The sequence below is a fragment of the Paenibacillus sp. XY044 genome, from assembly GCF_002257645.1.
In the GTDB taxonomy this organism is placed as follows: Bacteria; Bacillota; Bacilli; order Paenibacillales; family Paenibacillaceae; genus Paenibacillus_AQ.
Genome location: NZ_NQMO01000001.1, coordinates 1,329,555 through 1,355,711, shown reverse-complemented (window position 1 = coordinate 1,355,711; position 26,157 = coordinate 1,329,555). Strand labels below are relative to the sequence as shown.

At 51.4% G+C, this 26,157-nt stretch carries 24 protein-coding genes; 8 read left to right on the top strand and 16 right to left on the bottom strand.

Going from position 1 to position 26,157, the window contains the following annotated elements; genetic code table 11:
- Nucleotides 1–7: 7 nt before the first annotated feature.
- Nucleotides 8–1,411: a glucuronate isomerase gene (gene uxaC / locus CJP46_RS06275; protein WP_094594698.1), complete on the bottom strand. Its 1,404-nt coding sequence runs from the start codon at nt 1,409–1,411 to the stop codon at nt 8–10.
- A gap of 205 nt (nt 1,412–1,616) precedes the next feature.
- Between uxaC and CJP46_RS06270 the strand changes: the two genes are divergently transcribed.
- Entirely contained in the window at nt 1,617–2,792 is a 1,176-nt protein-coding gene (locus CJP46_RS06270; RefSeq protein ID WP_094594697.1) for an ROK family protein, read from the top strand.
- A 145-nt stretch (nt 2,793–2,937) separates the two neighbouring features.
- On the opposite strand, the gene CJP46_RS06265 is transcribed toward CJP46_RS06270, so the two are convergent.
- The gene (locus CJP46_RS06265; RefSeq protein ID WP_094594696.1) at nt 2,938–3,498 is read right to left on the bottom strand and encodes a pyridoxamine 5'-phosphate oxidase family protein; all 561 of its coding nucleotides are present in this window, start codon (nt 3,496–3,498) and stop codon (nt 2,938–2,940) included.
- A gap of 155 nt (nt 3,499–3,653) precedes the next feature.
- Nucleotides 3,654–3,986, bottom strand: a complete 333-nt coding sequence (locus CJP46_RS06260; protein ID WP_094594695.1) for an antibiotic biosynthesis monooxygenase family protein — start codon at nt 3,984–3,986, stop codon at nt 3,654–3,656.
- Between the two features lie 116 nt (nt 3,987–4,102).
- Here CJP46_RS06260 and CJP46_RS06255 point away from each other — a divergent pair, with 116 nt between their 5' ends.
- Nucleotides 4,103–4,987 carry a LysR family transcriptional regulator gene (locus tag CJP46_RS06255; protein ID WP_094594694.1) on the top strand — a complete coding sequence of 295 codons (885 nt, stop codon included), beginning with the start codon at nt 4,103–4,105 and terminating at the stop codon, nt 4,985–4,987.
- A gap of 128 nt (nt 4,988–5,115) precedes the next feature.
- Here CJP46_RS06255 and gndA read toward each other — a convergent pair whose 3' ends face one another.
- From gndA to zwf, 3 genes are all read right to left on the bottom strand, one after another.
- A complete protein-coding gene (gndA, locus tag CJP46_RS06250; RefSeq protein WP_094594693.1) occupies nt 5,116–6,534 on the bottom strand; it encodes an NADP-dependent phosphogluconate dehydrogenase in 1,419 nt (472 codons plus the stop codon).
- A gap of 33 nt (nt 6,535–6,567) precedes the next feature.
- Nucleotides 6,568–7,233 (bottom strand): fructose-6-phosphate aldolase, encoded by a 666-nt coding sequence (fsa, locus tag CJP46_RS06245; protein WP_094594692.1) that lies wholly within the window; start codon nt 7,231–7,233, stop codon nt 6,568–6,570.
- Between the two features lie 63 nt (nt 7,234–7,296).
- Entirely contained in the window at nt 7,297–8,820 is a 1,524-nt protein-coding gene (gene zwf, locus CJP46_RS06240; RefSeq protein ID WP_094594691.1) for a glucose-6-phosphate dehydrogenase, read from the bottom strand.
- Between the two features lie 148 nt (nt 8,821–8,968).
- Between zwf and CJP46_RS06235 the strand changes: the two genes are divergently transcribed.
- On the top strand, nt 8,969–9,847 hold the full coding sequence (locus CJP46_RS06235; RefSeq protein WP_094594690.1) for a LysR family transcriptional regulator: 879 nt from the start codon (nt 8,969–8,971) through the stop codon (nt 9,845–9,847).
- An 88-nt stretch (nt 9,848–9,935) separates the two neighbouring features.
- Here CJP46_RS06235 and CJP46_RS06230 read toward each other — a convergent pair whose 3' ends face one another.
- The 3 genes from CJP46_RS06230 to CJP46_RS06220 are packed head-to-tail and all read right to left on the bottom strand — an operon-like array spanning nt 9,936 to nt 12,961.
- Nucleotides 9,936–10,763, bottom strand: a complete 828-nt coding sequence (locus tag CJP46_RS06230) for a carbohydrate ABC transporter permease (RefSeq protein WP_094594689.1) — start codon at nt 10,761–10,763, stop codon at nt 9,936–9,938.
- A complete protein-coding gene (locus tag CJP46_RS06225; RefSeq protein ID WP_094594688.1) occupies nt 10,763–11,635 on the bottom strand; it encodes a carbohydrate ABC transporter permease in 873 nt (290 codons plus the stop codon). The genes CJP46_RS06230 and CJP46_RS06225 overlap by 1 nt, the downstream gene beginning before the upstream one ends.
- Before the next feature lie 18 nt (nt 11,636–11,653).
- Nucleotides 11,654–12,961 (bottom strand): ABC transporter substrate-binding protein, encoded by a 1,308-nt coding sequence (locus tag CJP46_RS06220; protein WP_094594687.1) that lies wholly within the window; start codon nt 12,959–12,961, stop codon nt 11,654–11,656.
- Between the two features lie 147 nt (nt 12,962–13,108).
- Here CJP46_RS06220 and CJP46_RS06215 point away from each other — a divergent pair, with 147 nt between their 5' ends.
- From CJP46_RS06215 to CJP46_RS06205, 3 genes are read left to right on the top strand one after another with little or no spacing between them, the layout of a single operon-like run.
- Nucleotides 13,109–14,866: a sensor histidine kinase gene (locus CJP46_RS06215; protein WP_094594686.1), complete on the top strand. Its 1,758-nt coding sequence runs from the start codon at nt 13,109–13,111 to the stop codon at nt 14,864–14,866.
- 30 nt (nt 14,867–14,896) lie between these two features.
- Entirely contained in the window at nt 14,897–15,283 is a 387-nt protein-coding gene (locus CJP46_RS06210; RefSeq protein ID WP_179281049.1) for a response regulator, read from the top strand.
- Nucleotides 15,284–15,292: 9 nt separating this feature from the next.
- Nucleotides 15,293–16,420 (top strand): helix-turn-helix transcriptional regulator, encoded by a 1,128-nt coding sequence (locus CJP46_RS06205; protein WP_094594684.1) that lies wholly within the window; start codon nt 15,293–15,295, stop codon nt 16,418–16,420.
- Between the two features lie 6 nt (nt 16,421–16,426).
- Here CJP46_RS06205 and CJP46_RS06200 read toward each other — a convergent pair whose 3' ends face one another.
- Nucleotides 16,427–17,302 carry an AraC family transcriptional regulator gene (locus CJP46_RS06200; RefSeq protein WP_094594683.1) on the bottom strand — a complete coding sequence of 292 codons (876 nt, stop codon included), beginning with the start codon at nt 17,300–17,302 and terminating at the stop codon, nt 16,427–16,429.
- A 117-nt stretch (nt 17,303–17,419) separates the two neighbouring features.
- On the opposite strand from CJP46_RS06200, the gene CJP46_RS06195 reads away from it, so the two are divergent.
- Entirely contained in the window at nt 17,420–18,955 is a 1,536-nt protein-coding gene (locus CJP46_RS06195) for a sulfatase family protein (protein ID WP_094594682.1), read from the top strand.
- Nucleotides 18,956–19,082: 127 nt separating this feature from the next.
- Here the strand turns inward: CJP46_RS06195 and CJP46_RS06190 are convergent, their stop codons facing one another.
- From CJP46_RS06190 to CJP46_RS06180, 3 genes are all read right to left on the bottom strand, one after another.
- On the bottom strand, nt 19,083–21,641 hold the full coding sequence (locus tag CJP46_RS06190; protein ID WP_094594681.1) for a glycosyl hydrolase family 95 catalytic domain-containing protein: 2,559 nt from the start codon (nt 21,639–21,641) through the stop codon (nt 19,083–19,085).
- 228 nt (nt 21,642–21,869) lie between these two features.
- A complete protein-coding gene (locus CJP46_RS06185) occupies nt 21,870–22,667 on the bottom strand; it encodes a polysaccharide deacetylase family protein (protein WP_094594680.1) in 798 nt (265 codons plus the stop codon).
- A gap of 77 nt (nt 22,668–22,744) precedes the next feature.
- On the bottom strand, nt 22,745–23,656 hold the full coding sequence (locus CJP46_RS06180; protein WP_094594679.1) for a LysR family transcriptional regulator: 912 nt from the start codon (nt 23,654–23,656) through the stop codon (nt 22,745–22,747).
- A gap of 213 nt (nt 23,657–23,869) precedes the next feature.
- Between CJP46_RS06180 and CJP46_RS06175 the strand changes: the two genes are divergently transcribed.
- Nucleotides 23,870–24,340 (top strand): DinB family protein, encoded by a 471-nt coding sequence (locus tag CJP46_RS06175; protein ID WP_094594678.1) that lies wholly within the window; start codon nt 23,870–23,872, stop codon nt 24,338–24,340.
- Nucleotides 24,341–24,462: 122 nt separating this feature from the next.
- Here the strand turns inward: CJP46_RS06175 and CJP46_RS06170 are convergent, their stop codons facing one another.
- The 3 genes from CJP46_RS06170 to CJP46_RS06160 all read right to left on the bottom strand — a co-directional run bounded on the left by CJP46_RS06170 (nt 24,463) and on the right by CJP46_RS06160 (nt 26,112).
- Nucleotides 24,463–25,071, bottom strand: coding sequence for an NAD(P)H-dependent oxidoreductase (locus tag CJP46_RS06170; RefSeq protein ID WP_256992206.1), 609 nt, complete (start codon nt 25,069–25,071; stop codon nt 24,463–24,465).
- Nucleotides 25,072–25,215: 144 nt separating this feature from the next.
- Nucleotides 25,216–25,527, bottom strand: coding sequence for an ArsR/SmtB family transcription factor (locus tag CJP46_RS06165; protein ID WP_094594677.1), 312 nt, complete (start codon nt 25,525–25,527; stop codon nt 25,216–25,218).
- 54 nt (nt 25,528–25,581) lie between these two features.
- On the bottom strand, nt 25,582–26,112 hold the full coding sequence (locus CJP46_RS06160) for a GNAT family N-acetyltransferase (protein ID WP_094594676.1): 531 nt from the start codon (nt 26,110–26,112) through the stop codon (nt 25,582–25,584).
- Nucleotides 26,113–26,157 lie beyond the last annotated feature (45 nt).

The window sequence follows — 26,157 nt, the reverse complement described above, 5'->3', positions numbered from 1 at the left end:
TCCCCCGTTATCGTTTCATAAAATAAGCTTCGGCGTTGCCATAACCGATACTTCGAACCATCCGTTCCAGAGCTTCCTTGTCGTCAGGAACGAGACCTTTCTCTACCCAGCTTCCAAGGAGATTGCAAAGAATGCGCCGGAAGTATTCATGCCGGGCATAGGACAGGAAGCTGCGCGAATCGGTCAGCATACCGATAAAATGGCTGAGCAGACCGACGTTCGCCAGGTCCTTCATCTGCTTTTCCATACCATCTATATGATCGTTGAACCACCAGCCAGACCCAAACTGGACTTTACCCGGCACGCCTTCCTCATAAAAGTTGCCCGTCATTGCGGCCAGGACAGCGTTGTCTTTCGGATTCAAATTGAACAGAACCGTTCGCGGCAGGGCGTCCTCCTGATCCAGCGCATCAAGGAAGCGGGCTACCCCTTGCGCAAGATTCGTCTCTCCCACGGAGTCAAAGCCGGTATCCGCACCGATCCGGTTTTTCATCTTCGTGTTGGTGTTGCGGAGCGCGCCCATATGCAGCTGCATGACCCACTGCTTACCGGCGTACATTTTGCCGAGCTCCTTCAGCAGGAAAGAGCGGTATGCATGAATCTCGGAGCCTGACAGATCTTCACCGTTCAATCTTTTGTTAAAGACAGGCACGATTTCTTCCTTCGTGACATCAACGAAATCAAGGTAAGGGATATCGTGGTCGGATGCGCGCCCCCCATGCTCATCGAAGTAATCCACGCGCCGTTGAAGCGCATTCAGGAAAGCATCCAGGGAATCGATGAGCTGACCCGTAATCTCCCCGAGTTTATGTACCCATTCGGTAAAAGCGGGACGCTCGATGTACAATGCTCCGTCCGGCCTGAACGTCGGGGCGATGATCGTGCGGAAGCTGTCGTCGGCAGCCAGCCGCTCATGATATTCCAGCGGGGACAACGGGTCGTCCGTCGTGCCGATGAATTTCACCTGGGCTCGGTCAATCAGCGCCCTCGGCAGGAAATCGGGCTGCTGCAGCTTGGCGTTGCATGCCTCCCATATGTCGCGGGCCGTGGCCGGGCTCAGAATTTGTTCGATGCCGAACACGTTCTTGAGCTCCAGATGCGTCCAGTGGTACAACGGATTGCCGATCAGGTGGGGAACGGTCTCCGCCCAGGCCATAAACTTGTCCCAATCCTCCGCGTCGCCCGTGATGAGATGCTCTCCAATGCCGTGCATCCGCATCGTACGCCATTTATAATGGTCGCCTCCCAGCCACAGCTGCGTAATATTAGCCCAAGGCTTGTTATCCCACACTTCCTTCGGGTCCAAGTGGCAGTGAAAATCGAAGATCGGCAAGGCGGCAGCTGCCTGTTCATACAACTGCACCGCTGCTGGGGTATCCAGCAGAAATTCCGAATCGAGAAATTGGCTCATCTTGTTCTCCTCTCCAAGGATCGATGGTCTTGTTGAAACCCTTTACAAATTTTAATTTGTTTATTAAACTTACAAAATATATCCGTACTGTACCAACTCCCCACGCCTTTGTCAATCGGGTAATTGCAGAGCGGGTCGAAGCCGGTTCATGTTACAATGTTGTTCATGCTGAATTTTCATTACGTACAAAAATTGGAGGAAACAGATGGTAACGGGTGACGCCTCATATATTAAAAAGATCAACCGGGCGTTGATTATACGGGAAATTTTGAAGGAAGGTAAGATTTCCAGAGCAGATCTGTCCAAGATTACGGCATTGACCCGGGCTACGATATCCGCGCAAGTCGCAGATTTGCTGGTTGAAGAACTGGTCGTAGAAACCGAGCTGGAGCATAACCCTGTCGGACGCAAGCCAATTATGCTCTCGCTGAATGCCCAGGCCGGATATGCGCTCGGCATTGACCTGGACGCGGGACAAGCGACATTCATGCTGTCCGATTTGAGCGGCCGCCCGGTTACAACGGAAACCATTCCGATCCTTGCGGAAGCCTATGAGAATATCGTTCAGCTGCTGGCCTCCTCGATCCGCCGTTATCAGAGCCGATGCACGGACAGCCGCTACGGGCTTGTCGGCATCGTGCTGGCCATACACGGTCTGGTGTCCAATGATGAGAAGATCAAATTCGTCCCCCGCTTCCAATGGCAGGACGTTGACTTGAAGCAGGATCTGGAGCGCGCAGTCGGAACAGCCATCCATTTGGAAAATAACGCGAACCTGAGCGCTTTTGCCGAGCGTGCGTACGCTCACCATACGACCGACAACCTGCTCTGCGTGACGCTGTATTCCGGCATCGGACTCGGCATGATCATGGACGGCAAGTTTTTTCGCGGTCATGAAGGTTTCGCCGGCGAAATCGGCCATATGATCGTCGTTCCCGGCGGTGAGCCGTGCGCTTGCGGCAACCGCGGCTGCTGGGAGAAGTATGCTTCGGAGACCAGCGTGCTTCGGAACATTCTGGCGGCCGAACCGGGCGACGCCGCGGATTATGAACGGATCGGCCGGCGCCTCGCCGAAGACGATGCACGCGTGTCGGAAGCCCTGAATCAATTTGTCTATTATCTGTCGATCGGGCTGAACAATGTCATCAATATGTACAATCCGGACGTCGTCGTCATCGACAGCGAGCTGCTGCGGATGGTTCCGGATTCGCTGCAGAGCATCCAATATCAACTACGCTCCCAAATCAGTCATTACCGGGAGCTTACGCTGTCCGGCATGGGGCGGAAATCCTGCGTCATGGGTGCTTGCGCACTGGCAATTTCCCGTTTTCTGGATGTGCCTGTGCTTAGTTTGCCCTCCGACGGTGACCTCATAGATTGATTGCCGTTTAGAACTTTTGTGGCCAAGTTCCCGCACCCCTATCACAACTTTGACGCATCGCAGCCCACACACGAAAACAAGCCCGGACCCACCCCGGCTTGTTTTGCGTTATCGGCTGTTCGTTCATGACGGCTTATTTATATGGCTACAACCCCAGCCGTTTCCCTAATGGAGTCGGCAGCCCGTCGATCGTGCGCTTATTCTTTTCCTGCCAGTAGTTGTGCAGCCCTTGTTCACCTTTGTGCTCCGCCCACCGGTGAAGCGTATCCCTTTCCTTCTCGTACGTCATAAAGGGTACCGCATAACCGCAGGACGTTTGCACTTTGTGCACTTCGACCGTAATAATCTGTCTGACTCCCGGCATCGGATCGAACAAATCGTATAGCGGCTCCCACTCCCTGCTCTCCGGTAAAACCACCGTCCCTGTTCCATACAAACGCAAGATGTTCGCTGGCCCCTCAAACGCGCAAAACATAATCGTGATCCGGCCGTTTTCTTCCAGGTGGGCACTGGTCTCATTGCCGCTTCCGGTCAAATCCAGATACGCGACCCGATGATCGGACAATATCCGAAACGAGTCATAGCCTTTTGGCGACAAGTTGACGTGTCCTTCATTCGACATCGGCGCCGTGCCGACGAAAAACAGATGCTGCTTCCGGATAAACTCCATATGCTCAGGGAGCATAGCCGGAAATTGTTTTCCCATTCGAATCCCCCCTATTCATCGTACGCCGCTAAACTAATTTCATTGTATGACGAGCCGCTGCATATTAAAAATATATTCTAAAAGCATAATCATACAATTTAGTTATGAATCAGGTTAAAAGGGGCTACTCTTCCGGCTTCAGTAGGATTAGCGGTTCAACAATTCATAAAATCGTCCCTCTCGACCCTGCTCACCCGCAAACCGAACCGTGCGTACCACTCGCTCTTGCCTTTGTCTTGAGCCACCCTGTGCAGGGAATTCTCTTTCCAGGCCTTGATCGCCTCAAGCGACGCCCAATATGAGACGGTAATCCCGATTCCATCCGTTCCCCGAACGCTTTCGACTCCGAGAAAGCCCGGCTGCTTCGAAGCCAGCTCAACCATTTTGTCTCCCATCTTCCCATACCCTCTGTTCTCTCCTTCGGACATTTCTGAAGTAAAAATCACCGCATAGTACGGTGGTTCCGGTGTTTTCGCAATAGCTCCCATCTTTCTTCTCCCCTTATCCGTTTTCTACTTGCATTATACCTGGGCCACTTACAATAAATAAAATGAATGTTTAAAATGGATACGATGATTATTTTTCATGGCGGGAGTGCTTTAATATGACTTTGGTGAAATATGAAATTCTCGGAAAAGTGGTCGAAACCGGAAATCTGACCAAAGCGGCGGAACAGCTGAATTTAACCCAGTCGGCGGTGAGTCGTGCGATCATTAGCCTCGAGCAGGAATTGGGTATCCAGATCCTTGCCCGGGGCCGGTCAGGTGTCCGGCTGTCCCATGACGGAGAACGCCTGTGGGGATATATGAAGGAAATGATCCAATTGCAGGCAAACATGCTCCAAGAGGCGGATCAGATCAAGGGGCTGATGCGGGGTACGGTCACGATCGGCACGTTCACCAGCATATCCATCCGTTGGCTGCCGGATATACTTCACCGTTTTCAGCAGAAGTACCCGTTGATTGAGATCAGGCTGCTCGACGGGCATTATCACGATATTGAACGCTGGATCGCGGAAGGGGATGCAGATTTCGGTTTTGTGAACCTCCCTTCTTCGCATGGCCTGGAAACAACACCGCTCATACGGGATCAGATGATGTGCGTTCTGCCGGCCGGTCATGAACAGTGCACAAAAGCTGCTATATCGCTGGAGGATATTGCTAATGAACCGTTTATTATGCCTGCCAAAGGATGCGATACGGATGTGAGAGCGTGGTTTGACGGACAACGCGCGGTTCCCCGCGTCCGGTTTGAGCTTGAGGACGATCATGCCATTATGGCGATGGTTCGAAGCGGACTCGGCATCAGCATCCTGCCGGAAACGATCCTTGCCTCAGCTCCTGCAGGGCTGGTGGCACGGCCGCTAACCCCAGAAGCCTCGAGATGCATCGCTCTGGCCGCCGTGTCCTTTAAGAAATGCTCCCCGGCGGCGGCAATGGCGATTTCATGTATTGTGGAGATGATAGGTTCGCAGGAACCTGGTTCCTAAGCAACAATAAGTACTTACCGCTGGTATATGATACAGGTTCACTCGATGAATAGGGTTCCGCTCCTTTGAACAAAAAAAGCGTTCCGATGCTCTCGCATCGGGACGCTTTCTTAATGAATCACAACCGATTATTCTTCGGACTCGATCCATTGGAAATGGAACGTACCTTCCTTGTCGACACGCTGGAACGTATGCGCGCCAAAGTAGTCGCGCTGCGCTTGCAGCAGGTTAGCCGGCAGGCGCTCCGTGCGGTAGCTGTCGTAGTAAGCCAGTGCGGAGGCGAAAGCCGGAACCGGAATGCCGCGCTGCATGGCAACGGACACAACGTTTCTCCAAGCATCTTGGTAGTTGGTAACGACCCAGCCGAAGTAATCGTCGAGCAGGAGGTTTTTAAGCTCCGGATTTTTGTCGTAAGCCTGCTTGATGTTTTCGAGGAAACGGGCACGAATGATGCAGCCGCCTCTGAAAATCATCGCAATGCTGCCGAAGTTCAGGTTCCAGTTATACTCCTCCGAAGCAGCACGCAGCTGCGCGAAGCCTTGGGCGTACGAACAGATTTTGCTGGCGTACAGCGCCTTACGAACGGCTTCCACAAACTCCCGCTCATCCCCTTCATACGGAGCAGTGTGCGGCCCTTTCAGGATTTTGCTTGCCTCCACGCGTTCTTCCTTCATCGCCGACAGGAAACGGGCGAATACCGATTCGGTCACGATAGACAGCGGCACGCCGAGATCCAGCGAGCTTTGGCTCGTCCATTTGCCTGTTCCCTTCTGTCCTGCCGCATCCAGAATGACGTCAACCATCGGCTTGCCGGTGTCCGGATCCTTCTTGGAGAAAATATCCGCCGTAATCTCGATCAGGTAGCTGTCCAGCTCGCCGCGGTTCCATTCGGTGAAAATGTCGTGCAGCTCTTCCGTTCCGAGTCCCAGCACATCCTTCAGCAGATGATAAGCTTCGCCGATCAGCTGCATGTCTCCGTACTCGATGCCGTTGTGGACCATTTTCACGTAATGACCGGATCCTCCTTCGCCGATGTACGTCGAGCAAGGATCTCCTTTGACTTTGGCCGAGATGGCCGTAAGGATTGGTTCAACGAGCTCGTAGGCATCCTTCTGGCCGCCTGGCATGATGGCCGGACCTTTCAGGGCTCCTTCTTCGCCGCCGGATACCCCGGCTCCGATAAAGCGAATGCCCTTGGCCTGAAGCTCACGGTATCTGCGCTCAGTATCAGGGAAAAAGGCGTTCCCGCCGTCAATCAGGATGTCTCCCTCTTCCAAATGCGGAACGAGCTGCTCGATCAGTGCGTCCGTAGGTCCGCCGGCCTTGACCATCATCATGATTTTGCGCGGTGTTTCCAGCGACTGTACAAACTCCTCGATGCTGAATGTGCCAACGAAGTTTTTCCCTTCGGCTTCGGCGAGCAGTTCTTTCGTTTTTTCTGGTGAACGGTTATATAAAGCGACTGCGAAGCCTTTGCTTTCCATATTCATAGCCAGGTTTTTGCCCATGACGGCAAGACCGGCCACGCCAATTTGCTGTTTGCTCATCGTTTCTCTCTCCTCCAGCTCTCTCTCTTATGTTTACTTAACGCTGCTTTTCCAGTCGGCCGCAAATTTAACCAGGCCTTGATCCGTCAATGGATGCTTGGCGATTTGCGCGATAACGCCGAACGGTACGGTCGCAATGTGAGCGCCGGCCATGGCAACGCGGGTGACATGGTCCGGATGGCGCACCGAAGCCGCAATAATTTGCGTATCGAGGTTATGCGTGCGGAACAGCTGCGCAATTTTGTCCACCAGAAGGACGCCGTCTTCGGAAATATCGTCCAGACGACCCAGGAACGGTGAAACGTATGTTGCGCCGGCACGAGCTGCCAGAAGCGCCTGATTCACGCTGAAAATCAAGGTTACGTTCGTTTTGACCCCTTTGCGGGACAAATAGCGGCAGGCTTCGAGACCGGCAAGAGTCATCGGCAGTTTGATCGTGATTTTCTCATCGTTGTTGTTGATCTTGATCAGCTCATTCGCCTGGGCAATCATTTCCTCGGCGGTTTCCGCATCCGGCGTCACTTCCGCCGATACGGATTCCACTTCAGGCACAGCCTGGCAAATTTCGGCGATTCGGTCTTCGAATTTCACGCCTTCCTTGGCAACCAGGGACGGGTTCGTAGTGACTCCGGACAGAACCCCGATTTTGTAGGCGGATTGAATATCCTGCAGATTGGCGGTATCAATAAAAAATTTCATCTTACAACCTCCTGTGAATGTTCAATATATGATTGGCTCGGAATACGAGCATAGAACCTATAATCAGCTGGCGGTGACCTGCTCTACAAGCTGCTCGGAAGCGGTTTGGCCGGCTTCGGCTTCGTCGTCGAACCACCAATGGAATCCATCTGCGGCAAGCAGTTCATGAGCTGCTTCCGGGCCGTGCGAACCGGCGGCATAAGGATGCAGCGGCACTTCGTTTGCGGCGAATGCTTCCAGGATCGGCTGCACCCACTGCCAGGACAGATCGACTTCATCCCAATGGACGAAGAAGGTGGAATCCCCGTTCAGTGCATCGTGAATCAGCGTTTCGTACGCTTCCTGGGCTTCCTTACGGTCCGGATACATATCTATATTGACCGGTTTAAAGCCGTTCGGGTGATCCGGATCCTTCGCATTCAGCTGCAGCGTGATGCCTTCCTTCGGTCCGATTTCAATGACCAGCAGATTCGGCATGGTCGCCTGCTCCGCATGCGTCGCCGTGCTGAGCGGTTCCTTGAATTCGATCACGATGCGTGTGCTCTTCGACGCCAGACGTTTGCCTGTCCGGATATAAAATGGAACGCCTCGCCAGTAGTAATTATCGATATGCAGCTTGGCCGCGATAAACGTATCGTTTATCGAATCTTCGGAGATGCCGGGCTCGGCGGTGTATGCAGGAACCGGTTTGCCTTGAATGGATCCGGCCGTGTATTGCCCGCGCACGATACGGGTAAGCACATCCTGCTTTTGCAGCGGATCGAGTGCTTCAAGCACTTGCTTTTTCTTGAGCTGGACGTTCTCCGCCGAAGCCATGTTGTGCGGCGCATGAATGGTCAGCATCATGAGCAGCTGCATCATGTGGTTTTGGAACATGTCCCGCAGGGCGCCGGCTTTGTCATAGTATCCCGCGCGTTCCTCCACCCCTACGGTCTCGTCGGCCGTAATTTGAACGTTGGCGATAAAACGGTTGGTCCACAACGCCTGAATGACAGGATTCGCCTGCTTCAATGCCTCAAGCCGCTGCACCATGGATTTGCCGAGATAATGGTCAATCCGGTAGATTTCTTCTTCTGCAAAGGCTTGGCTCAGCTGGTCGTTCAGTTCGCGGGCCGAAGCGACGTCATGGCCGAAAGGCTTCTCGATCACGAGGCGTTTCCAGCCCGTTACGCTGCCAAGGCCGCTGTTCTCGATTTGGGAGGCGATGGTACCGAAGAAGTTCGGCGCAACGGACAAGTAGAACAAGCGGTTCGATTTTCCGCCGATTCCTTGCTCCCAGGCTTCCACCCGATCTTTTAACCGGACGAAGTGATCCGTCTCATCGATGTGCAGAATGTTGAAGCCAAAGAGCCCCAGGAATGACCGCAGGGAGTCGTCCTCTTTCACATTCAGCCGGTAAAAGTCGCACAGCGACTGCTTGACGTGAGCCTGGAATGTCTCATCCGTCATTTCTTTACGGCCGAGGCCGATCACAGAGAAAGCTTCCGGAAGCTTTCCATGAATATATAAATGATACAGAGCAGGATATATTTTGCGCTTGGCCAAATCGCCAGTCGCTCCAAACAATACAAAAGTTGTAGGGTTCATCTCAATTGCTCCTTCCTTTCAAAGCTTTACGACTTTCACTTCGGTTTCTGTCGAAAAAGCTCTGGTTTCTGTGTCTTGGATTCACTATAATACAAATATGTGCCATACATGTAATCAATATATTTCTGAGGAGATATAGATCATATCTATGACTAACAATTATGAGTTGTATAAAGTGTTTTATTGGGCCGCGAAGACGGGAAGTTTAACCCAGGCTGCCAAGGCCTTGTACCTGACCCAGCCAAGCGTCAGCCATGCCATCAAGCAGCTGGAGGAGCGGATCGGCGTCACTTTGTTTTACCGCAACTCCAAAGGGGTAAGCCTGACGCAGGAAGGAAAAATTTTATTTTCCTATATTGAACAATCCCAAATTCTCATCACCCTGGCTGAAGAAAAGATGGTGGCGCTCAAAAATTTGGACAGCGGCGAGCTGCGGATCGGCGGAAGCGATTCGTTGTTCAAGCATTACCTGCTTCCGTTTCTTGAGGAATTTCACGTCAAGTATCCGGGAATCAAGCTGCACCTGAACCACGGCACGACGCCGGAAGTGATCTCCTATCTAAAGGATGGACGGATCGACCTGGGCGTCGTCCGGATGCCGATCGTCGACTCCCAGCTGGAGGTGACGGAGAGCATCGAGCTGCAGGACTGCTTTGTGGCGGGCGAAAGGTATGCGGAGCTGAAGGGACAGGCGCTGACCATGGAACAGCTGATGGAGTATCCCGTCATTCTGTTTTCGCGGAACAGCCGGGTGCGCATGGCTATTACGGAGCTGTTCGAAAAATACGGACATGAGCTGAAGCCCGACATCGAGGTGGGAAGCGTCGATTTGCTGATCGAATTCGCCAAGCGGGGGCTCGGCATTTCTTATGTCACGCGCGAATTCGTCTCCAAGGAGCTGAAGGAAGGCTCGCTGTTCGAAATTAAGCTGGATGTCGAGATCCCCCCTTCCAAAGTGGGCCTCATGGTGATGCGGAACATGCCGATTTCGGCGGCGGCGACGAGATTTATCGAGGTGGTTCATTAACCAAGCGGCAATCTTTCAAGCTCAGCAAAATGAAGAGGACGCCATATCCATGGCGTCCTCTTTTTATTCATCTTATTAAATAACCCGATCAACCCTTTACTGCTCCCGCCGTCAGTCCGCCAATAATATACTTTTGGGCGAATAAGTACAGGATGAGCACCGGCAGCGATGTCAGCACCAGATCCGCAAAAATGAGATTCCAGTCGCGGCTGTACTTGCCGTAGAAATTATAAACCGACAGTGGCATCGTCCAATTCGAGCTGTCCGTCAGAAAGTAAATCGGAATCGAAATGTCATTCCATACCGACATGAAGACCATGATCGCCACCGTCGCGTTGACCGGAACGAGCAGCGGCACGATGATCCGAAAAAATACGCTGAGCATTCCCGCCCCTTCCAGGAAAGCCACTTCATCGAGCGCCTTCGGAATCGACTTGATAAACCCGTTGTACAGAAAGACACTGAAGGCCGTATTCAAGGCGGCGTAAATCAAAATGACACTCGTGATGCTGCCATAGAAGCCCATCCACTGCACGACACGGATCGTCGTAATCGTGGACATAGGGGCAATCAGCCCCATGAAAAAAAACAGATACAGGATGTTGGAAAGCCGCGATTCCCTTCTCACGATCACAAAAGAAGCAGCGGACGTGGTCACAATGTTGACGATAGAGGATATCCCGGTGATCAGCACCCCGTTCCAGAACGCTCGCAGCAGATTTCCTTCCTCGAATACCTGCCTGTAATTGCTGAACTGCCACTCGGTGGGCAGCTTTAACGAGAAATCCAACACCTCGACATTGGTCTTGAATGATCCGAACAGCATAATCAGGATCGGGAGCAGAATGATCAGCGACAACATCAGCATCAGGACTTCCACGACAACATTCTGCACTCTTTTACTCTTCAGTTCCATTATTCAGCAACCTCCTTCCGCCGCATAAAGACCAGCAGTGGAATCGAAATGATCGTAACCACGACGAACAGCAGCGTGTTGACCGCCGTGCCGAGGCCCCAGTTACCTTCGCCGAATGACCGGAAGATGATCGTTCCGATGACTTGTGAAGCATTGCCCGGTCCGCCGCCGGTCAGGACAAACACCTCGGAAAACACCTTTAATCCTCCGATCAGCGTAAGCATGACATTAATGTTGATGGCCGGAAGAAGGAGCGGAACCGTGATGTTCAGGAAGCTTTTCCATGAGCCCGCTCCATCGATGGTCGCTGCTTCGTAATAATCCCTGGGAATAGACTGCAGACCCGCGAGATAGATTGCCATTTGAAAGCCGGCTGAATGCCAGATCGCGACGGCACAAACCGTGAGGATCACAATGCCAGGATCGGTTAACCACGCCTGGGACAGGGAATGCAGACCGACAACCTCAAAAATTTTGTTAATCGCCCCGTCGGATCGGAGCAGTGGCGTAAATACGATGCTGATGACCATGACGCTAAGGATGGACGGCGAGTAAAATATGGCCCGTAATCCGCTCCGCGTTTTTAGATTCATATTGAGCGCAACCGCGAGGGCAATGCCGATCACGTTTTTAAATACGACCGTTACGACCGCAAAAATGAACGTATTCTTCAAGGCCAGCAGCAGCGTATCGTCCGAAAAAATCGTTTTGAAATTCGTCCAGCCGTTGAAATGAATTTCCTCCCGGTCCAGCCTCCAGTCTGTAAAGGAATAAAATAGTCCGATCACTGTCGGGAAGACAAAAAACAGGCTGTAAATAAGCAGCGCCGGCCAAATCATGTAATAGGAATACAGCCGTTTATTGATTTTCATGCGATGCATCCTCCTGGTTTAAAATCCTTCGATCCCTTTGTCCTTCATCAGCTGAGCAAATTTCTCATCCCAAACGGTCAGTGCATCTTTGGCTGTCTTGCCGCCTGCAAATACATCCTGGAAATTCCGGTATAATTCGCTGATATCGACCAACGTATAGGCATTCATCGTGGTGACCGTTTTCTTGGGGGTAATGTACAGATCCACGATCTCCTGTTTGTACTCCGGGAGCTGAGGTGTTTTCACATCTTTAAAAATGGAGACATACTTCTGCTCATCCACGATTTGCTGGGCGATCTCCGGGGATCCCAGGAAATCAAGAAATTTTTTCGCTTCCTCTATGTGCTTCGTTTTCTTAGGAATGAACAGCTGCCCGCCAAGGGGGCTGGCACCAAGCAAGGCATTGTCCGTGTAGGGAATCGGGAACAGTCCAAGATGGGTGTCCGGACTTTTCGTTTCCACGTCCTGAATGAGCCAATCGCCCATGAACATCATCGCGACTTCCTTGTTGATAAACTTGCCGACGGCCATGTCATAGGTATCGCTGAGAATGTCCGTGTTCGTATAGCCTTTTTTATACAGGTCATATTGCTGGTTCACGATGGTCTCGAATTCCGGCACGTCCGTCCACTTTTTCTTTCCCGAATTCACATCGTCCCAGAACGTCGGATCATGCTTACTCGCATAATCCGCGAACGCGGCACCAGGCCAGATGTTGGTTGCCCACGCATCTTTAAACGGCATAAAAATGGGTGTAATTCCTTTGGCTTTGAGCTTCTCGCAGACGTCCAGAAACTCCTCATAACTGCTAGGAACAGACAAACCAAGCTCCTTGAACATGTCCTTGTTGTACACAACGCCCTGCATGCCGGTATCCTGACTGACATGGAAACTGTATACATGCCCGTCGGCGGACAGCACCTCCTTATTGAGCAGGCGGCTTACCCATGGCTGATCGTCGAGAATTTCAAAATTGCGGGCCAGGTTCAAGTCCGTCTTGGCGCTCGCGAGATTATACTGCACAATGTCCGGCGTTTCACCCACGGCAAGTTTGGTTTGCAGGACGGTGGTCACCTGCTCCGACGGGAGCAGCTGAAGCTCCACATGAATATCCGTTTGCTCCTCAAATTTCTTCAGCAAGTCCTGATCTACAAATGCGGAGTCCTGGGAACTCTTAGAGATCGCCAACTGCAGCGTAACTTTGCTGCCGGAACCTGACTTCCCGCCTGCAGAGTTTTGATTTGAGTTGGAGCCGCAAGCAGACAGAGCAAGAGATAAGGCAAGAACGCATAAAGCTGCCCCTGTACGTTTGTTTATTTTTCTCACTAAACTTCCCCCTTTAATCGGAATGGTTGTAACTTTCCATGGATGCGTTTACAATATCGATTATAAATTTGATGTCATATCTGGTACATGTCCATGGTTTACTCTTGATGTGTAATATTCTGAACTCCATGGAGAAAGGAGGACGACTTGTTCACCAGTTTGGACTTCCGCAACAAGACCAGCTTGCAGACGAAGCTTGTGCTTACCTTCTTTCCGCTGCTGCTGCTGATTCTTGGCTGCTTTCTGGTCTATGTCAATTGGTTCGTCGTACATCCGCTGAAGGAAAAAACGGTTGACGAGGCGCTTCAGACCGCAACGAATCTATCGGAGCTGCTCGATGACTATATCAATGTTCAGAACCAGCTGTCCCAGCGGATCCTGTCCAACAAGCACGTATTTGATACCCTTACCACTAACAATCAGCTGGCAGCTTATAATCTGGAGCGTATACGCGAGTTGAAGGATATGATGTTCCAGGCGCTTGGCCCGAGCATCGACATCCGTGATATGGTCATATATGACCCGGACGGAAAACAAGCAGCCTCTTACATCGGGAATAACACCCCGGCGTCCCTGAAACCCGTCATTCAAGATAGCCGCTATTCGAGCAAATTGGCAAATTCGAGTTATATTTTGTACACGCAGCAGCCCGACGCCTTTGCCTTTATCCGTGCTATTACGGACCAGAACGGAGTGATTTACGGCTACTTATACATTCTGTTGGATCATTCTTACTTGCAAAAGGTGGCGGATGGCGTGGTTGGATCGAGGGTCTATGTGACGGATTCCGACGGTAAGACCATCGTCAAATCCACTGGGGCGAATCCGATTCAGCAGGTTCAGCCGATAGCGCCCGGAATGACTGCCAGAGGAATCAATACCGACAGCTCGCGCAATTATATCGCTTATCAGCAATCCGCCGATAACGGCTGGACGACCATTATCGTGACATCCAAAGCGTCCGTCCTGGGCGATGTAAATTCAGTGAAGTATTTCTCAATGATTTTAATCGTCTCCCTTACGGTCTTCTCGCTGCTCTATGTTTACTTTTCGGCTAAAAATTTTGTCCTGCCTATCCGCAGGCTGCGCAGCCAAATGATGCGAATGAATTACGGCAATTTGAACGTGAAGGCTGACCGGCGGCTGCACAATAACGAATTGCAGCTGCTGAACGAAGCGTTCGGCGAAATGCTTGAGCGGCTGCAGGCTTCGATCGACCGCGAAAAGCAGGCTGTCCACGAAGAGGTGATGGCAAGGAACTCGGCTCTTCAGGCGCATATTGCCCCCCATTTCATCCATAATGCGCTGTATTTGATCAGCATAGCTTCCCAGGAAGGCAAGCGCGAAACCGTGTCCAAGATGTGCGGTCAGTTATCCGAAAGTTTGAGGTACATCGTTTCGTCGCCATACAAGCATGTCAGTCTTCTTGAGGAAATGGAGCATACGAAACGTTATCTATCCTTGGTTCAGCAAAATTATGAGGACGATCTGGTCTGGGATATTCAAATAGATCCTGCGGCCTGTCCGATCCTGCTGCCACGGCTTGTCATACAACCATTCGTTGAAAATTGCGTCGAGCATGCGTTTGAGCGAACGGATCCGCCATGGAAAATCGATATTAAGGCAAAGCTTTACAACGGTCTATGGGCGATTGAAATCAGTGACAACGGCAGCGGCATCGATCCATCGAAGACGGATGAGATTATGAGTACGCTGGAGCGATCCGATCACGGGGCTCACGAGTTGAAACGCGAATCGCTTGGTCTTGGGAACATGGGGATGGTAAACACCGTAAGCCGGTTAAAGCTTATGTATAAAAACAGGCTGTTCTTTAACATTTTCAATAACGAGAAGGGTGGAACGACAGTGCAAATCATCGCGTCCATGCACCAAAACTTTTATTAAACACCACTTGTTTGGAAGGAGGTTATTTCTGTGTACAACGTTTTGATTGCGGAGGACAGCAAACCGATCCTGCGCAACATCAAGAGCCTGCTTGAGGCCTCCGGTCTGCCGGTCACAGTCGTTGCAACAGCCTCTAACGGGGATGAAGCCGTAGCCGCGTTTCAGTTACAACCGATTGACATTCTTTTGACGGATATCCGCATGCCGAAGATGGACGGGCTCACGCTTATTGAACGGTTAAAACAGCTGCAGCCCGGGCTCAAAACCGTTCTGATCAGCGGCTATAGCGATTTTGAATATACCCGGAAAGCAATCACCCTGCAGGTCGATGATTACTTGCTTAAACCCGTTAACAAAAACGATTTCGCTGAGGTCATGGATCGCATCTTCAAGAAGCTGCACCGCTCTCATGATTAGACTGCCGCCTTGTTCCAAGGCTTGGTGAACGAAAGCTACTGGCTGGAAATGAAGCAGAAGCAGTATTTTTATCAATCGCAAAATGTATTTGCGGTAATACGCCGGCAGCCTTTCGCCCCGGTTAAAGCTGAATTTACGGCAGGTCATGCAGCCTCCTGTCTCTCCTCTCCTGTCCCCTTCTGGGTGATTCCGATGGCCGCTCCCGACAAGCTGCTGCTGATAGCTGACTCAGCCTGGATGAATGATTACGATGCGGGTACGTCGTGGATGGCGGACATGCAGAACAAGTTGATGGAACATGGATACCCCGTTTCCCTGGCGGCCTCGATCCAACCGATGGCGTGGAATTCGCTGCCGGCTGCATGCCGCGACTCCGATTTGATGCTGGAACAACATCTGCTCCTATTTCAGCCGATCATGATCGACTGCGCACTCCCCTGGCCCGCCACCGGTGCCTCGTCGATCGAAATGGATCAAACGGCTCAAATGCTGGTCTCCCTGTTAGAGCAGCGGAATCAGGACCGGTTCGTCCTGCTGCTGTCCGAGCAATTAGCCCACTGGGCAACTGAAAACGTCAAATTGTCCGATGCCAAACGGCTGTTGAGACAGGTAGCTGCAGCCTTTTCTCGTGAATTGGGGGCGGGCCAAAACCAAACGGCAGGTAAGGAGTTCTCGATTACAGCAAAACTCTGCGACTTGGATCTGTTATTCCAAATGCCATGTTATGAGTCTTTTCGCGCCGAAGTGCTGAGTTTGGTCGATCAGGGCTTTTCTCAGCTAAAATCCCAAAACAAAAAGAGCGGCAACACGCTATTTGAACAAATGGAACAATATTTACGCATAAATTTGTATTCGCATGTTTCCATTTCGGATTTGGTACTGAAATTCCATGTCAGTCCCTCATATATTAGCCGTATCTTCAAACGATTTACCGGACAAACGTTTGTAGCTTACTATACCGCCATGAAAATAGGTGAAGCCTGCAGTTTGATGGAGAGACGACCCGAGATGCTTATCAAGGACATTTCTGACGCGCTTTGTTTTGGCGATCAACACTATTTCTCGAAGGTATTCAAAGAGCGGGTCGGGCAGAGCCCGGTCGAATATAAAAACACGGTCAGAGAATGCCAAGCCTAAACCCGTCTATACTTGGTGCTGCTTCCGGTACTCTGACGGGGACATCGAACAGTAGTTTTTGAAGGCACGAGTAAATGCAAACAGAGTCGGATATCCAAGGGAATAGGCGATTTCCGTAACGGCGGCCGACGTTCCTGACAGCATTTGCTTGGCCTTGTCCATTTTAACCTTGGCAATATACTCGGCTGGCGTCAAGCCTACGAGCTTCGTAAACTGCGTCGAAAAATAAGTCCGGTTCAGACTGGCAAACTCGGCAACCTGCTGAACCGTGATTCCCTCGGCGGCGTGCCATTCAATGTACTCGGTCCACTGAGAAGCTTTGCTTTTTTTTATCGTTGTCGTACGTTGAGACTCGTCCGCTGGTCTGGCGCTCGAGACCAATTGGGATAACGCTTGGTACAGCAGCCCTTTCAGGTTTAGGGCGACGGCAACCTCATCCGCCTTTCCTTCCTTCCACTCCGTAAACAACTTACGGATCAAATTCGCTAATTCCGGAGTCCACCGGCTTCTGGAGCAGGGTTCTTCCGGATGGAAGCCCGCCAAATTCAGCATATGTTCCATCCCGGAACCATCCATGGCCAACCATGTCAATTGCAAAGAATGATCGTCGCTTGGCTTGTAATACATATAGGTCCGGTTCGGATACATGCAAAAGGCATCGCCTGCCTGGAGTCTGTACGTTTGCCCCCCATATTCAACCATCAGGCTGCCTGCCCTGACAAAATGAATACTGTAACATTCAATTCTGCGCGGACCGATTCGGTATCCCGGCTTCGCCGTGCTCCGTCCGGCTCTGACCAACCAAAACGGTGTCCCGCTATCTATCCTGGTCGGCGTGTAATATAAAAACTCCGCGAATTCATGATCATATTCCTGCAGCATTCGTGCTCCTCCTCCCCTCTATTCTTGCATGAACTGACAAAATGATAAATCTAACATACAATACGCCATTCACTTTGCGCACCCTGTTTCATATAATCAGGTCGAGGAGGATGACGGATGAAGAAACCTAATATTTTGTTAATCACCAGCGATCAGCAGCATTGGAATACGATTGGCGCCTTTAATCCTGAAATACATACCCCGAATCTGGACCGGCTTGTCCGGGAAGGGACGACATTCGATCGGGCATATTGCCCTAATCCGACCTGCACGCCGAGCCGTGCCTCGATCATTACCGGCATGTACCCAAGCCAGCATGGCGCGTGGACGCTCGGGACCAAATTGCTGGAGGACCGGCACACGGTTGGCGAAGATTTCAAACAAGGCGGATACCGGACCGGGCTGATCGGTAAAGCGCACTTTCAGCCGCTCACGTCGACCGAGGAATTTCCGTCGCTTGAAGCTTACCCCATTCTGCAGGATCTCGAATTTTGGAAAAATTACAAAGACGGATTCTACGGTTTTGACCATGTGGAGCTGGCGCGTAATCACACCAATGAAGCCCACGTCGGGCAGCATTATGCGCTGTGGATGGAAGAGAAAGGCTGCCATAACTGGCGAGACTACTTCTTGCCCCCGACAGGTACCATGGAACGGGATCAAACGTATACGTGGCCGATCCCCGAAGAGTACCATTACAACACCTGGATTGCCGAGCGGACCAATGCTTTGCTGGATCAGTATCACGAAAATGACGAAAGCTTTTTTCTGTGGTCCAGCTTCTTCGACCCGCACCCGGAATACCTTGTTCCGGAGCCATGGGATACGATGTACGATCCCGAACAGCTCACCATCCCTGAGATGGTGCCGGGCGAGCATGACCACAATCCGCCGCATTTTGCCAAAACGCAGGAAGAGCATCCTGATTTCTCTGATCTGCAGGAAACGGGACATGGCATTCACGGTTACCGGTCGCATCATTATTACGAGTATGGCAGCAGGAAGCGCTTGACGGACGATGACAAGAAAAAGCTGGTCGCCATCTACTATGGGATGATCAGCATGATGGATAAGTACATCGGGCGCATTCTCGATAAGCTCGACGAACTGGGCATTGCCGATAACACGATCGTCGTCTTTACGACGGATCACGGCCATTTCTTCGGACAGCACGGTTTGCAAGCCAAGGGCGGATTTCATTATGAGGACTTGATCAAGCTGCCGTTTATCGTCAGATACCCCGGTCAAGTACCGGCCGGCAAGCGGAGCAGCGCCATCCAATCTCTGGTGGATTTGGCTCCGACCTTCCTTTCCCTGTGCGACCTGCCGGTTCCTTACGCCATGACGGGCATCGACCAGAAGAAGGTATGGCTCGCCGAAACTGCACAGGCGCGGAACCACGCCATATGCGAGTTCAGGCATGAACCGACCACCATTCATCAGAAAACCTATGTAGATGAACGCTATAAAATCACGGTTTATTACAATCAGACCTACGGTGAAATCTTCGATCTGCAGGAAGACCCCGGAGAGCTGAACAATTTATGGGACGATCCGGATCACGCGCCGCTCAAAACCGAACTCCTGCTTAAATATGCATGGGCGGAGCTCGGCAAAGAATCGATGCCGATGCCGAGGGTTACCGGAGCATAAGCCCAGTACAAACCCGGTCTGCTTCATCTTTTGCTTGAATGTACGGAAGTTCAGCCATCAGATCATCGAAAATACAACCAATAAAAGCCCGATTCACTTTGAAGTGATTCGGGCTTTTTCAACTCATTTACCGATTCGGGGAAAGCAAAAACTCTTCGCCTGTTTCCGTTTCAAACTGCAGCAGCGGGTCTTTCAAGATTTGAACCTCACCGCCTTTTTTCTGCAGGCACACTTCGCCTTCTCCCCATGGGTTTCGAATACGGCACGTTCCTCCCAGGGCGGCTGTAATCGTTACATATGAAATATCGCCGCCCTGTATGGAAGATTTGACATTAAATCCACCAGGACACCATAAAGAAAATTCCGCGTTCCAATCCGCAGGGCATGCAGAGAACAGGCGGATAACCGAATCCTGTCCGGGGCCTGCAGGCTGGCTTTGGCACAGTGCCGATTGAAGCGCGGCAGCTGCGTTGCCGAGACGCTGAATGCTGATGCAGTTCACCCCTTCCCTGACGGTCAAGCGGTTTTCAAACGATTTGATTCGGCCTGTATCGTCAAAATAGCAGTAATCCCGCTCCGCGTTCACACATTCCAGCTGGGCCAAGACAACCTGCTTAAAAGGCTCGGCAAGCCCCATATTGGCCAGTACGCGGGCCATACCCGACATTTCCGACGAAGCCCTGCTCCACTCGCGATCGATAAGCTCCTCCTGGTATCGGATCGTCGCCAGAGTCGTCTCGAACATGTCGCGGTTACTAGCAGCGGTTTCGAGCGAGCATAGGCTGCCGAAATAGGCAGGCTTCACGTCGATATGGCTTTTATGATCCAACACCGGACCGAGCGCGCCAACCCATACGGCCGCTTCCCCTTCTCCCGTTTTCAGGACTGCGTCCGCCTGGTCGCTTCGCGGCAGCGGGGCAAGGTGATCGTACAGTTCCTGCCACGCCTGCCGTAGATCGCGATCCTCTCCGAGGATGTCCGATGCCCGGAGGGCGATCGGGAAGATCGTATGCATGGCCGCCATCGAATCCATCGTGTCTTTGCCGCCGTAATATTTTTCGTCGCTGGTCGTGTGATAGATATGATACAACCCGTCCTCGTCCTTCCGCAGGTTCGGGTAATGGTGAAAAAACTCGGCGACGCCCCGGATGATGGGATAGGCGCGCGCCCGCAGCCATTCTTCGTCCTTGGTGTACTCGTAGTACAACCAGTAGTGATATGCAATTCCGACCTGGGTGGCGAACATGTGCGTCGTGAATCCAAAGGGGCCATAGCCTCTTTCCTTGTACGTAAACCTGCCATCCACATATTTTTCGTGATATTTCCAGTTCCAACGGCTTTCATGCGGCCGCTTGGTATCCGCATACTCGCGAAACCGGTCGGACATCTGTTCCCATGGTTTGCGCAGCAAATAGAGGTCCCTCATTTCCTTCGCAATGTCTTCCGGCAGCTCTTCTAGCCCGTTGAAGGACACGACTTCCGGAATATAAATGCCTTGACTTCCCCACTGCTGCCTTGCGGCGGCTGCGCAGGAGTCGTACATGGACGAATACATGTTGAAATACGGATGGAACAGCTCGTAATGCCCGGTGGGAAGCACCGCGTTATAATACAGATTCATATTGTTCCACCAATGCATGGCCCCCCAATGCCGAAGATCCCCGCGCGGGCTGAGCAGCATGCCGCCGAAATTCGGAGGAAACCGCGAGTCCCGTGAGTTCGATGCCATTAAGTATAAATAATATGTGTAATGCTGCTCCACGAATTCGGCACGCCCATCCACGCTTTGAAGGCGGATATACGATTTGTCCCAAAATGAATGCCACCAACGGCGATGCTCCGCAAGCATTGCGTCATATCCCGACTGCAGGGCAAGCCGTATCGTTTGTATAGCTTCCCCGATGACATCCTCCTTCTCATCAAAGCAGGCTGCGCTGCCTATAAATATATCAAAGCTGCCGTTTCCCGGTTTGACGCACAGGCGCATTTCCGTCTCATTCGGCTGGCCGATCACCAGGCTCTCCCGATAGTCGCCGACAGGCTGCCGGCCGCCGTACTCGTCGTTCATCCTCACCCTCGCGTCCCTTCCCGTTATCGCGATGACGACCGCGGAAGCGCAGTAATAATCGCCTTCGCGAAATTCTTGATGAAGTACCATCATCCCGTCTCTCATGCTGAGGCGTGATACGGCCGAGTGGTTTTTGGTCACGACCTCTGCCGGACGCAGCATTTTGAGCTTGAGGTTGATCACCTGCGGTTCCTGCCGACGATCATGAATCCGGAGGCCGAAAACATCATGCCCGGACGCAGCAAATGCCTCTGCCTCCACTCCGTTCCCCGCGATTGATGCGGTCGCGTCATACAGGCTTAGATGCTGCCGAATTCCTTCGTCACGAAATACGTCATCGCCATAATCGACCAGGTCAATATCGACAAAGCCGCAGCCGTAAGCATAATCCGAATGCCGCTGGTTGAAGCTGTTGGTGCGGCTGTCGTTCGCATACACATCGGCCCGGTTGATCTGAAACTTGAGAGCTGACGGGGAAGTCCATATTAGACTGCCCATCCGGCCGTTTCCGAGCGGGAGACCGCCCTCGCTTCGCTTCACGGTATGCTGATAACGCAAATCCGCCCGCGAGACATGCTCGCGCATATCCATGTTCTGTGATTCCACTGCTTTTTCCACTGGCCTGCACTCCCCGCGTGTGTGATAAAAAGGCCTTAATCTATCGCGCTAAATGTTGAATCCATCCATACCTATCTTAATCGTGCGCGGGATGCTGCCAGTATGAATAAGTTACGATGGACATGGAATTTGTTACGAAAAAACGATCCGAACCGATCAACGGCGACAAAAAAGAAAGCCGCACTGGACGGCTTCCTTGCAATGGAGTCTGGATTGATGTTGTTTGTTCTACAACCGTACAATTTCTCCGGAGCCGACTTCGACCGGGTCTCCATCTACGCTAAGCCATACCGATTGGGCCGACGGATTATGGATGAGGCGTGAATCGGCAGAGTACCGCAGTCCATCCACAGCCTTGCAGTAGGCGTAAATTTCCGCGTTGGTTGCGTACCAAGTGTCATCCTTGCCGCCAATCGCTTCACCGAACCGCTCCACCAGATCCCAGTTATCGTCGTTTTCGAATTCATAGCTGTGCCCCCATACGTAGAAAAGGGACATTCTCGAATATCTCTGCTGCATCCGGATCCATTGATCGGCATACCCGACCATTTGCTTATGGTGGCAGGTCGGATGCCAGCGAAGCCAGTCCTCCGGCTTATGAAAGCCGCCATGACTGTTCACCGTACGGGCGTATTCGATACCGATGGACCGCAATATGATCACAACCTGATCGCTGTATGTACCAAACGGATAGCTCATCCCTTTAACCGGATAGCTGACCAGCTCCTCCAAAGCTTTGCGGTCTGCCACCACCTGCCCCAGCACTTGATCCGGCGGCGTCTGTTCCAAAAAAGGATGATCCACCGTATGGGCCGAAACCTCATGACCCTGAAACAACGCCGCGACTTCCATTTTGTCAATATATCCTGCTTTGCCGAGATTCCCGCTGTTCAGATGAAACGTCCCCTTAAGGCCATAGTCGTTCATCAGCCGGACCAATTTGCGGTCATGGTCCCTTCCGTCGTCAAAGCTGAGCGTAACGGCCTTCGTCACACCGTTCGGAAAACGGTCCAATTGAATGCGCATATTTCGTATCTCCTCTCCTGTAAGCTATATGGGCAATGGTTTACATGAACATATGAATTCGCTTTTGACGTTCCCGGTTATCCAAGGGAACGGTTTGCGCTTTCAATGACACGCTGTATGTAAGATTGCAAAGCCTCAATGAAGATTCGTGCCGCTTTCCCCAAAAACTTATCCGTACGATAAATGATGCAGATCTCCTGGCTCGGCGTTGGATGGAGGAGCGCGACGGCGGTGATTTGTTCTCGGCCCAGGTGGTCAAGCAGCAACCGGGGAAGAATGCATGCCCCAATCCCCTGCTCTACCATGGAGAGAAGCGTCGATAGCGTCGAGGTGACCATCGGGTGATGCAGCTCTATTCCTTTTTCCTGGCAGCAGGTCCGAATCAGCTTGGTGATCTGGTGGTCGGGGCCGAACGTAACCATATCCAGCTCCTTCAGCTGTTCAAAGGGGATCGCCTTTAATCGGGCTGCCGGATGATCCGACCGCACGGCAAGCGCAAACTCCTCATGAAACAGCGGGATGACGGCCATTCGATCGTCGGGCCGCTCCGGCATTGTCGTGACGCCCAAGTCTCTTGACCCGGCCAGAACCTCTTCATACACATTCGTCGTTTCGCTGACCGAAATGGACAGTTTGGGGTAAGCCCGGTGAAAATCAAGCAGCAGCGCGTCAAACAGCAGGTCCCCATCCCCCGGCAGAATGCCGATGTCCAGCTTGCCGCCCTCCATTTTCTTAAGGTCCGCGATGGCCCCCTGAATGTAATCCACCCTTTCAAAAATCAGCCGGCTCTGTTCGAGCAGAATCCGTCCGGCATCGGTCAAAGCAATTTTTTTGCCGATCCGGTCAAACAGGGGCGTGCCCAGCTCCTTCTCCAGAAACTTAATTTGCTGGCTTAAATTCGACTGCGTCGTGCAGAGATTTTCGGCGGCCCGGGAGAAATGCATCTCTTTACAGATCGCTGCAAAGTATTCAAGCTGTCGAAGTTCCATGAACGTCTCCTTCCCATGGGTTCGTATGCTGCCATATTTCGTAATGTATCCAGTATAACGGAGGACGCCATAATTTCCCATACGATGAAAGATCCATTAGCGAAAGTGATGCATTCCATCGGAATTACGTGATTGTTGCTTATCGCCAAGACAGCTAAACTTGGAAACAAGAACGAAACAAACACACAACAATCCACTAAGGAGGAATAACAAATGAGTACACAATCGATTATTAACACGGGTAAGGTGCTGCATCAGCTGGTGATCGGTCAAGTTCAGGGCATATCGGAATCGCTGTTTGATATTACGCCAGAAGGGTTTCGCAATACGATCCGCTGGAACGTCGGTCATATCGTGTTTTGGCTCGATCGTTACCAGCAGATGTCCTTCGGATCACCTTCGGCTGTTCCGGCAGCATACGAAACGTTGTTCAACAGCGGTACAAAGCCGGCCGACTGGACGATAGCTCCGCCATCCAAGGAGGAATTGGTGCAGCAGCTGTCGAGTCAGCTCGCCCAGATTTCGGAGATCACCCCGGAATTACTCGACCAGGACCTGAATTCCCCGTTCGTGTTAGGACCGTTTGAATTCAAGACTGCTGCCGAATTGTTCAACTTTGCCTTGATGCACGAAGCCATCCACCTGGGGACGATTACAAGCCAGCAAAAAGCGGTACAGGAGTAGCTACTTACGAATAAACAGGCTGCAAAACACAAATTGAGGAAAACAAATTATGCCCCTCTAAAGCACCAGTTGGCGCTTAGGAGGGGCATTCCTTGGCGATTCCTCGCGATATGCCGGCACTTTTATGCACTTGTGCCCGTTACGACTTTTTCGCCTTCTACATAGTTCGCGTATTCCGCGGCATACTTCTCCAACTGCTCATCGGTGACTTCGCGGATTCTGCCGATAATAAATGGCGACCGATAGATCATTCCGGTCAGGTTAGCGGTTTGCTGGAACGGACGGAGCAGCTCGCTGTACGAGTAATTGTGAAAGCCTCCGGCTTGGTACATACTTGGGGAGCCGCCCGAGGAGATAGCGATGATGAGTTCTTTTCCCTTCAGGTTGACTCCGCCGGGGCCGTGAGCCCATCCAAACTCGAACACTTCATCCATCCATTTCTTCAACAGGGAAGGCGAGCTGTACCAGAAAAACGGGAATTGTAGCACGACACGGTCGTGGGCTAAAAGCAGGGCTTGCTCGCGTTCGATATCTATTTTTTCGTCCGGATAAGTCTCATACAGCCGATGAACGGTAACATTGCCTCGCCGCTCCAGCTCTTCCGCCAATCGTCTGTTGATCCGGGATTGCTCCAAATCGGGATGGGCAACGATCACAAGCGTTGCGATGCTTGCGGATCGGTCAGGTTGACTGGAATGCGTACCGCTTTTCAAAACGGAATGGTTGATCATTTAAAACATCTCCTTTTTATTAATTACAATTCGGGATATGTCGATGCGATGGATATAAATAAAACGTTGTTACATATCCCGAATTATCGATTTGAGTTTGTATATAAAAACTGAATTCATTGAATTGAATCCAGTCTCTATAGGTTACAGGTCTTTCTTCATGTACGAGGCGATTTGTTGAATCGCTTCTTCATCTCTTTTGTAATAGGTCCACTTGCCGATCCGGGTTGCATGAATCAGTCCCGCCCGCTGCAATACGGACAAATATTGAGATGTGGTCGATTGAGTCATGTTCAGCTTGGCTGTAATTTGACTTACACATACCCCAACTTGGATCAGGTCTACCCCTTCCTGGGGGCCAAAATAGGCTTTAGGATCTTTCAACCACTCTAAAATTTGCAGACGTGCCTCATTGGACAATGCTTTAAACACTTCAATGGGTTCTAGTGATTTCATGGTTTATATTATATCGACAATTCCCGATATGTCAACATAATGAGATGATTGCTTTTATTGTACGGACTTGTCAGTACTCGAATCCAATACAAAAACCGGACCGTGCCACTGCTCGTTATGCAGAAATTCTGCGCAATAATGATCGTTTTGCGTATACTCGGAAATCACATGCTTCCAAAAAGCATACGAGGGCCTATTTGCACTCGTTTGCCTGATCTCCCATATCCCTTTGAACTCCTCAAACAAGGTAAATGCAGCTTTTTTACCTACTCCTCTTCGCCTGTATTTTTTCATAATAAAGAAGTCGCTGATTGAATTTGTTTTCTCTGCCCTGCTCAATTTCATATACTCCTGAGGTACATCCAGACTGATCAAAACAAATCCCGCAATTTCTCCGTCGACAGTTACCATAAAGGGTCTCCGGTATTCATCCGTCCATTGATGATCGAGGTATTTATATAAGTATTGACCGTGGCTGTTCAGTACATGTCCGTCAAACTCGCTGCTGTCATAGCGATATAATTGAATGAGATTGTACAGCACAGACTTGTCTTCATAAGGTATAAGACTGAGGCTAAACTCCATTTCTACCCCTCCTGCTTATGAGAAATCCAACTAATTGGCTTAATA

What these genes read in the sequence shown, in the direction of transcription:
- CJP46_RS06175 (WP_094594678.1), top strand. Translation starts at nt 23,870, where the DNA reads ATGAGTACACAATCGATTATTAACACGGGTAAGGTGCTGCATCAGCTG.
- CJP46_RS06165 (WP_094594677.1), bottom strand. Translation starts at nt 25,527, where the DNA reads ATGAAATCACTAGAACCCATTGAAGTGTTTAAAGCATTGTCCAATGAG.
- CJP46_RS06255 (WP_094594694.1), top strand. Translation starts at nt 4,103, where the DNA reads ATGACTTTGGTGAAATATGAAATTCTCGGAAAAGTGGTCGAAACCGGA.
- CJP46_RS06235 (WP_094594690.1), top strand. Translation starts at nt 8,969, where the DNA reads ATGACTAACAATTATGAGTTGTATAAAGTGTTTTATTGGGCCGCGAAG.
- zwf (WP_094594691.1), bottom strand. Translation starts at nt 8,820, where the DNA reads ATGAACCCTACAACTTTTGTATTGTTTGGAGCGACTGGCGATTTGGCC.
- CJP46_RS06270 (WP_094594697.1), top strand. Translation starts at nt 1,617, where the DNA reads ATGGTAACGGGTGACGCCTCATATATTAAAAAGATCAACCGGGCGTTG.
- gndA (WP_094594693.1), bottom strand. Translation starts at nt 6,534, where the DNA reads ATGAGCAAACAGCAAATTGGCGTGGCCGGTCTTGCCGTCATGGGCAAA.
- fsa (WP_094594692.1), bottom strand. Translation starts at nt 7,233, where the DNA reads ATGAAATTTTTTATTGATACCGCCAATCTGCAGGATATTCAATCCGCC.
- CJP46_RS06225 (WP_094594688.1), bottom strand. Translation starts at nt 11,635, where the DNA reads ATGAAAATCAATAAACGGCTGTATTCCTATTACATGATTTGGCCGGCG.
- CJP46_RS06160 (WP_094594676.1), bottom strand. Translation starts at nt 26,112, where the DNA reads ATGGAGTTTAGCCTCAGTCTTATACCTTATGAAGACAAGTCTGTGCTG.
- CJP46_RS06200 (WP_094594683.1), bottom strand. Translation starts at nt 17,302, where the DNA reads ATGCTGCAGGAATATGATCATGAATTCGCGGAGTTTTTATATTACACG.
- CJP46_RS06185 (WP_094594680.1), bottom strand. Translation starts at nt 22,667, where the DNA reads ATGCGCATTCAATTGGACCGTTTTCCGAACGGTGTGACGAAGGCCGTT.
- CJP46_RS06265 (WP_094594696.1), bottom strand. Translation starts at nt 3,498, where the DNA reads ATGGGAAAACAATTTCCGGCTATGCTCCCTGAGCATATGGAGTTTATC.
- CJP46_RS06180 (WP_094594679.1), bottom strand. Translation starts at nt 23,656, where the DNA reads ATGGAACTTCGACAGCTTGAATACTTTGCAGCGATCTGTAAAGAGATG.
- CJP46_RS06230 (WP_094594689.1), bottom strand. Translation starts at nt 10,763, where the DNA reads ATGGAACTGAAGAGTAAAAGAGTGCAGAATGTTGTCGTGGAAGTCCTG.
- CJP46_RS06260 (WP_094594695.1), bottom strand. Translation starts at nt 3,986, where the DNA reads ATGGGAGCTATTGCGAAAACACCGGAACCACCGTACTATGCGGTGATT.
- CJP46_RS06195 (WP_094594682.1), top strand. Translation starts at nt 17,420, where the DNA reads ATGAAGAAACCTAATATTTTGTTAATCACCAGCGATCAGCAGCATTGG.
- CJP46_RS06170 (WP_256992206.1), bottom strand. Translation starts at nt 25,071, where the DNA reads ATGATCAACCATTCCGTTTTGAAAAGCGGTACGCATTCCAGTCAACCT.
- uxaC (WP_094594698.1), bottom strand. Translation starts at nt 1,411, where the DNA reads ATGAGCCAATTTCTCGATTCGGAATTTCTGCTGGATACCCCAGCAGCG.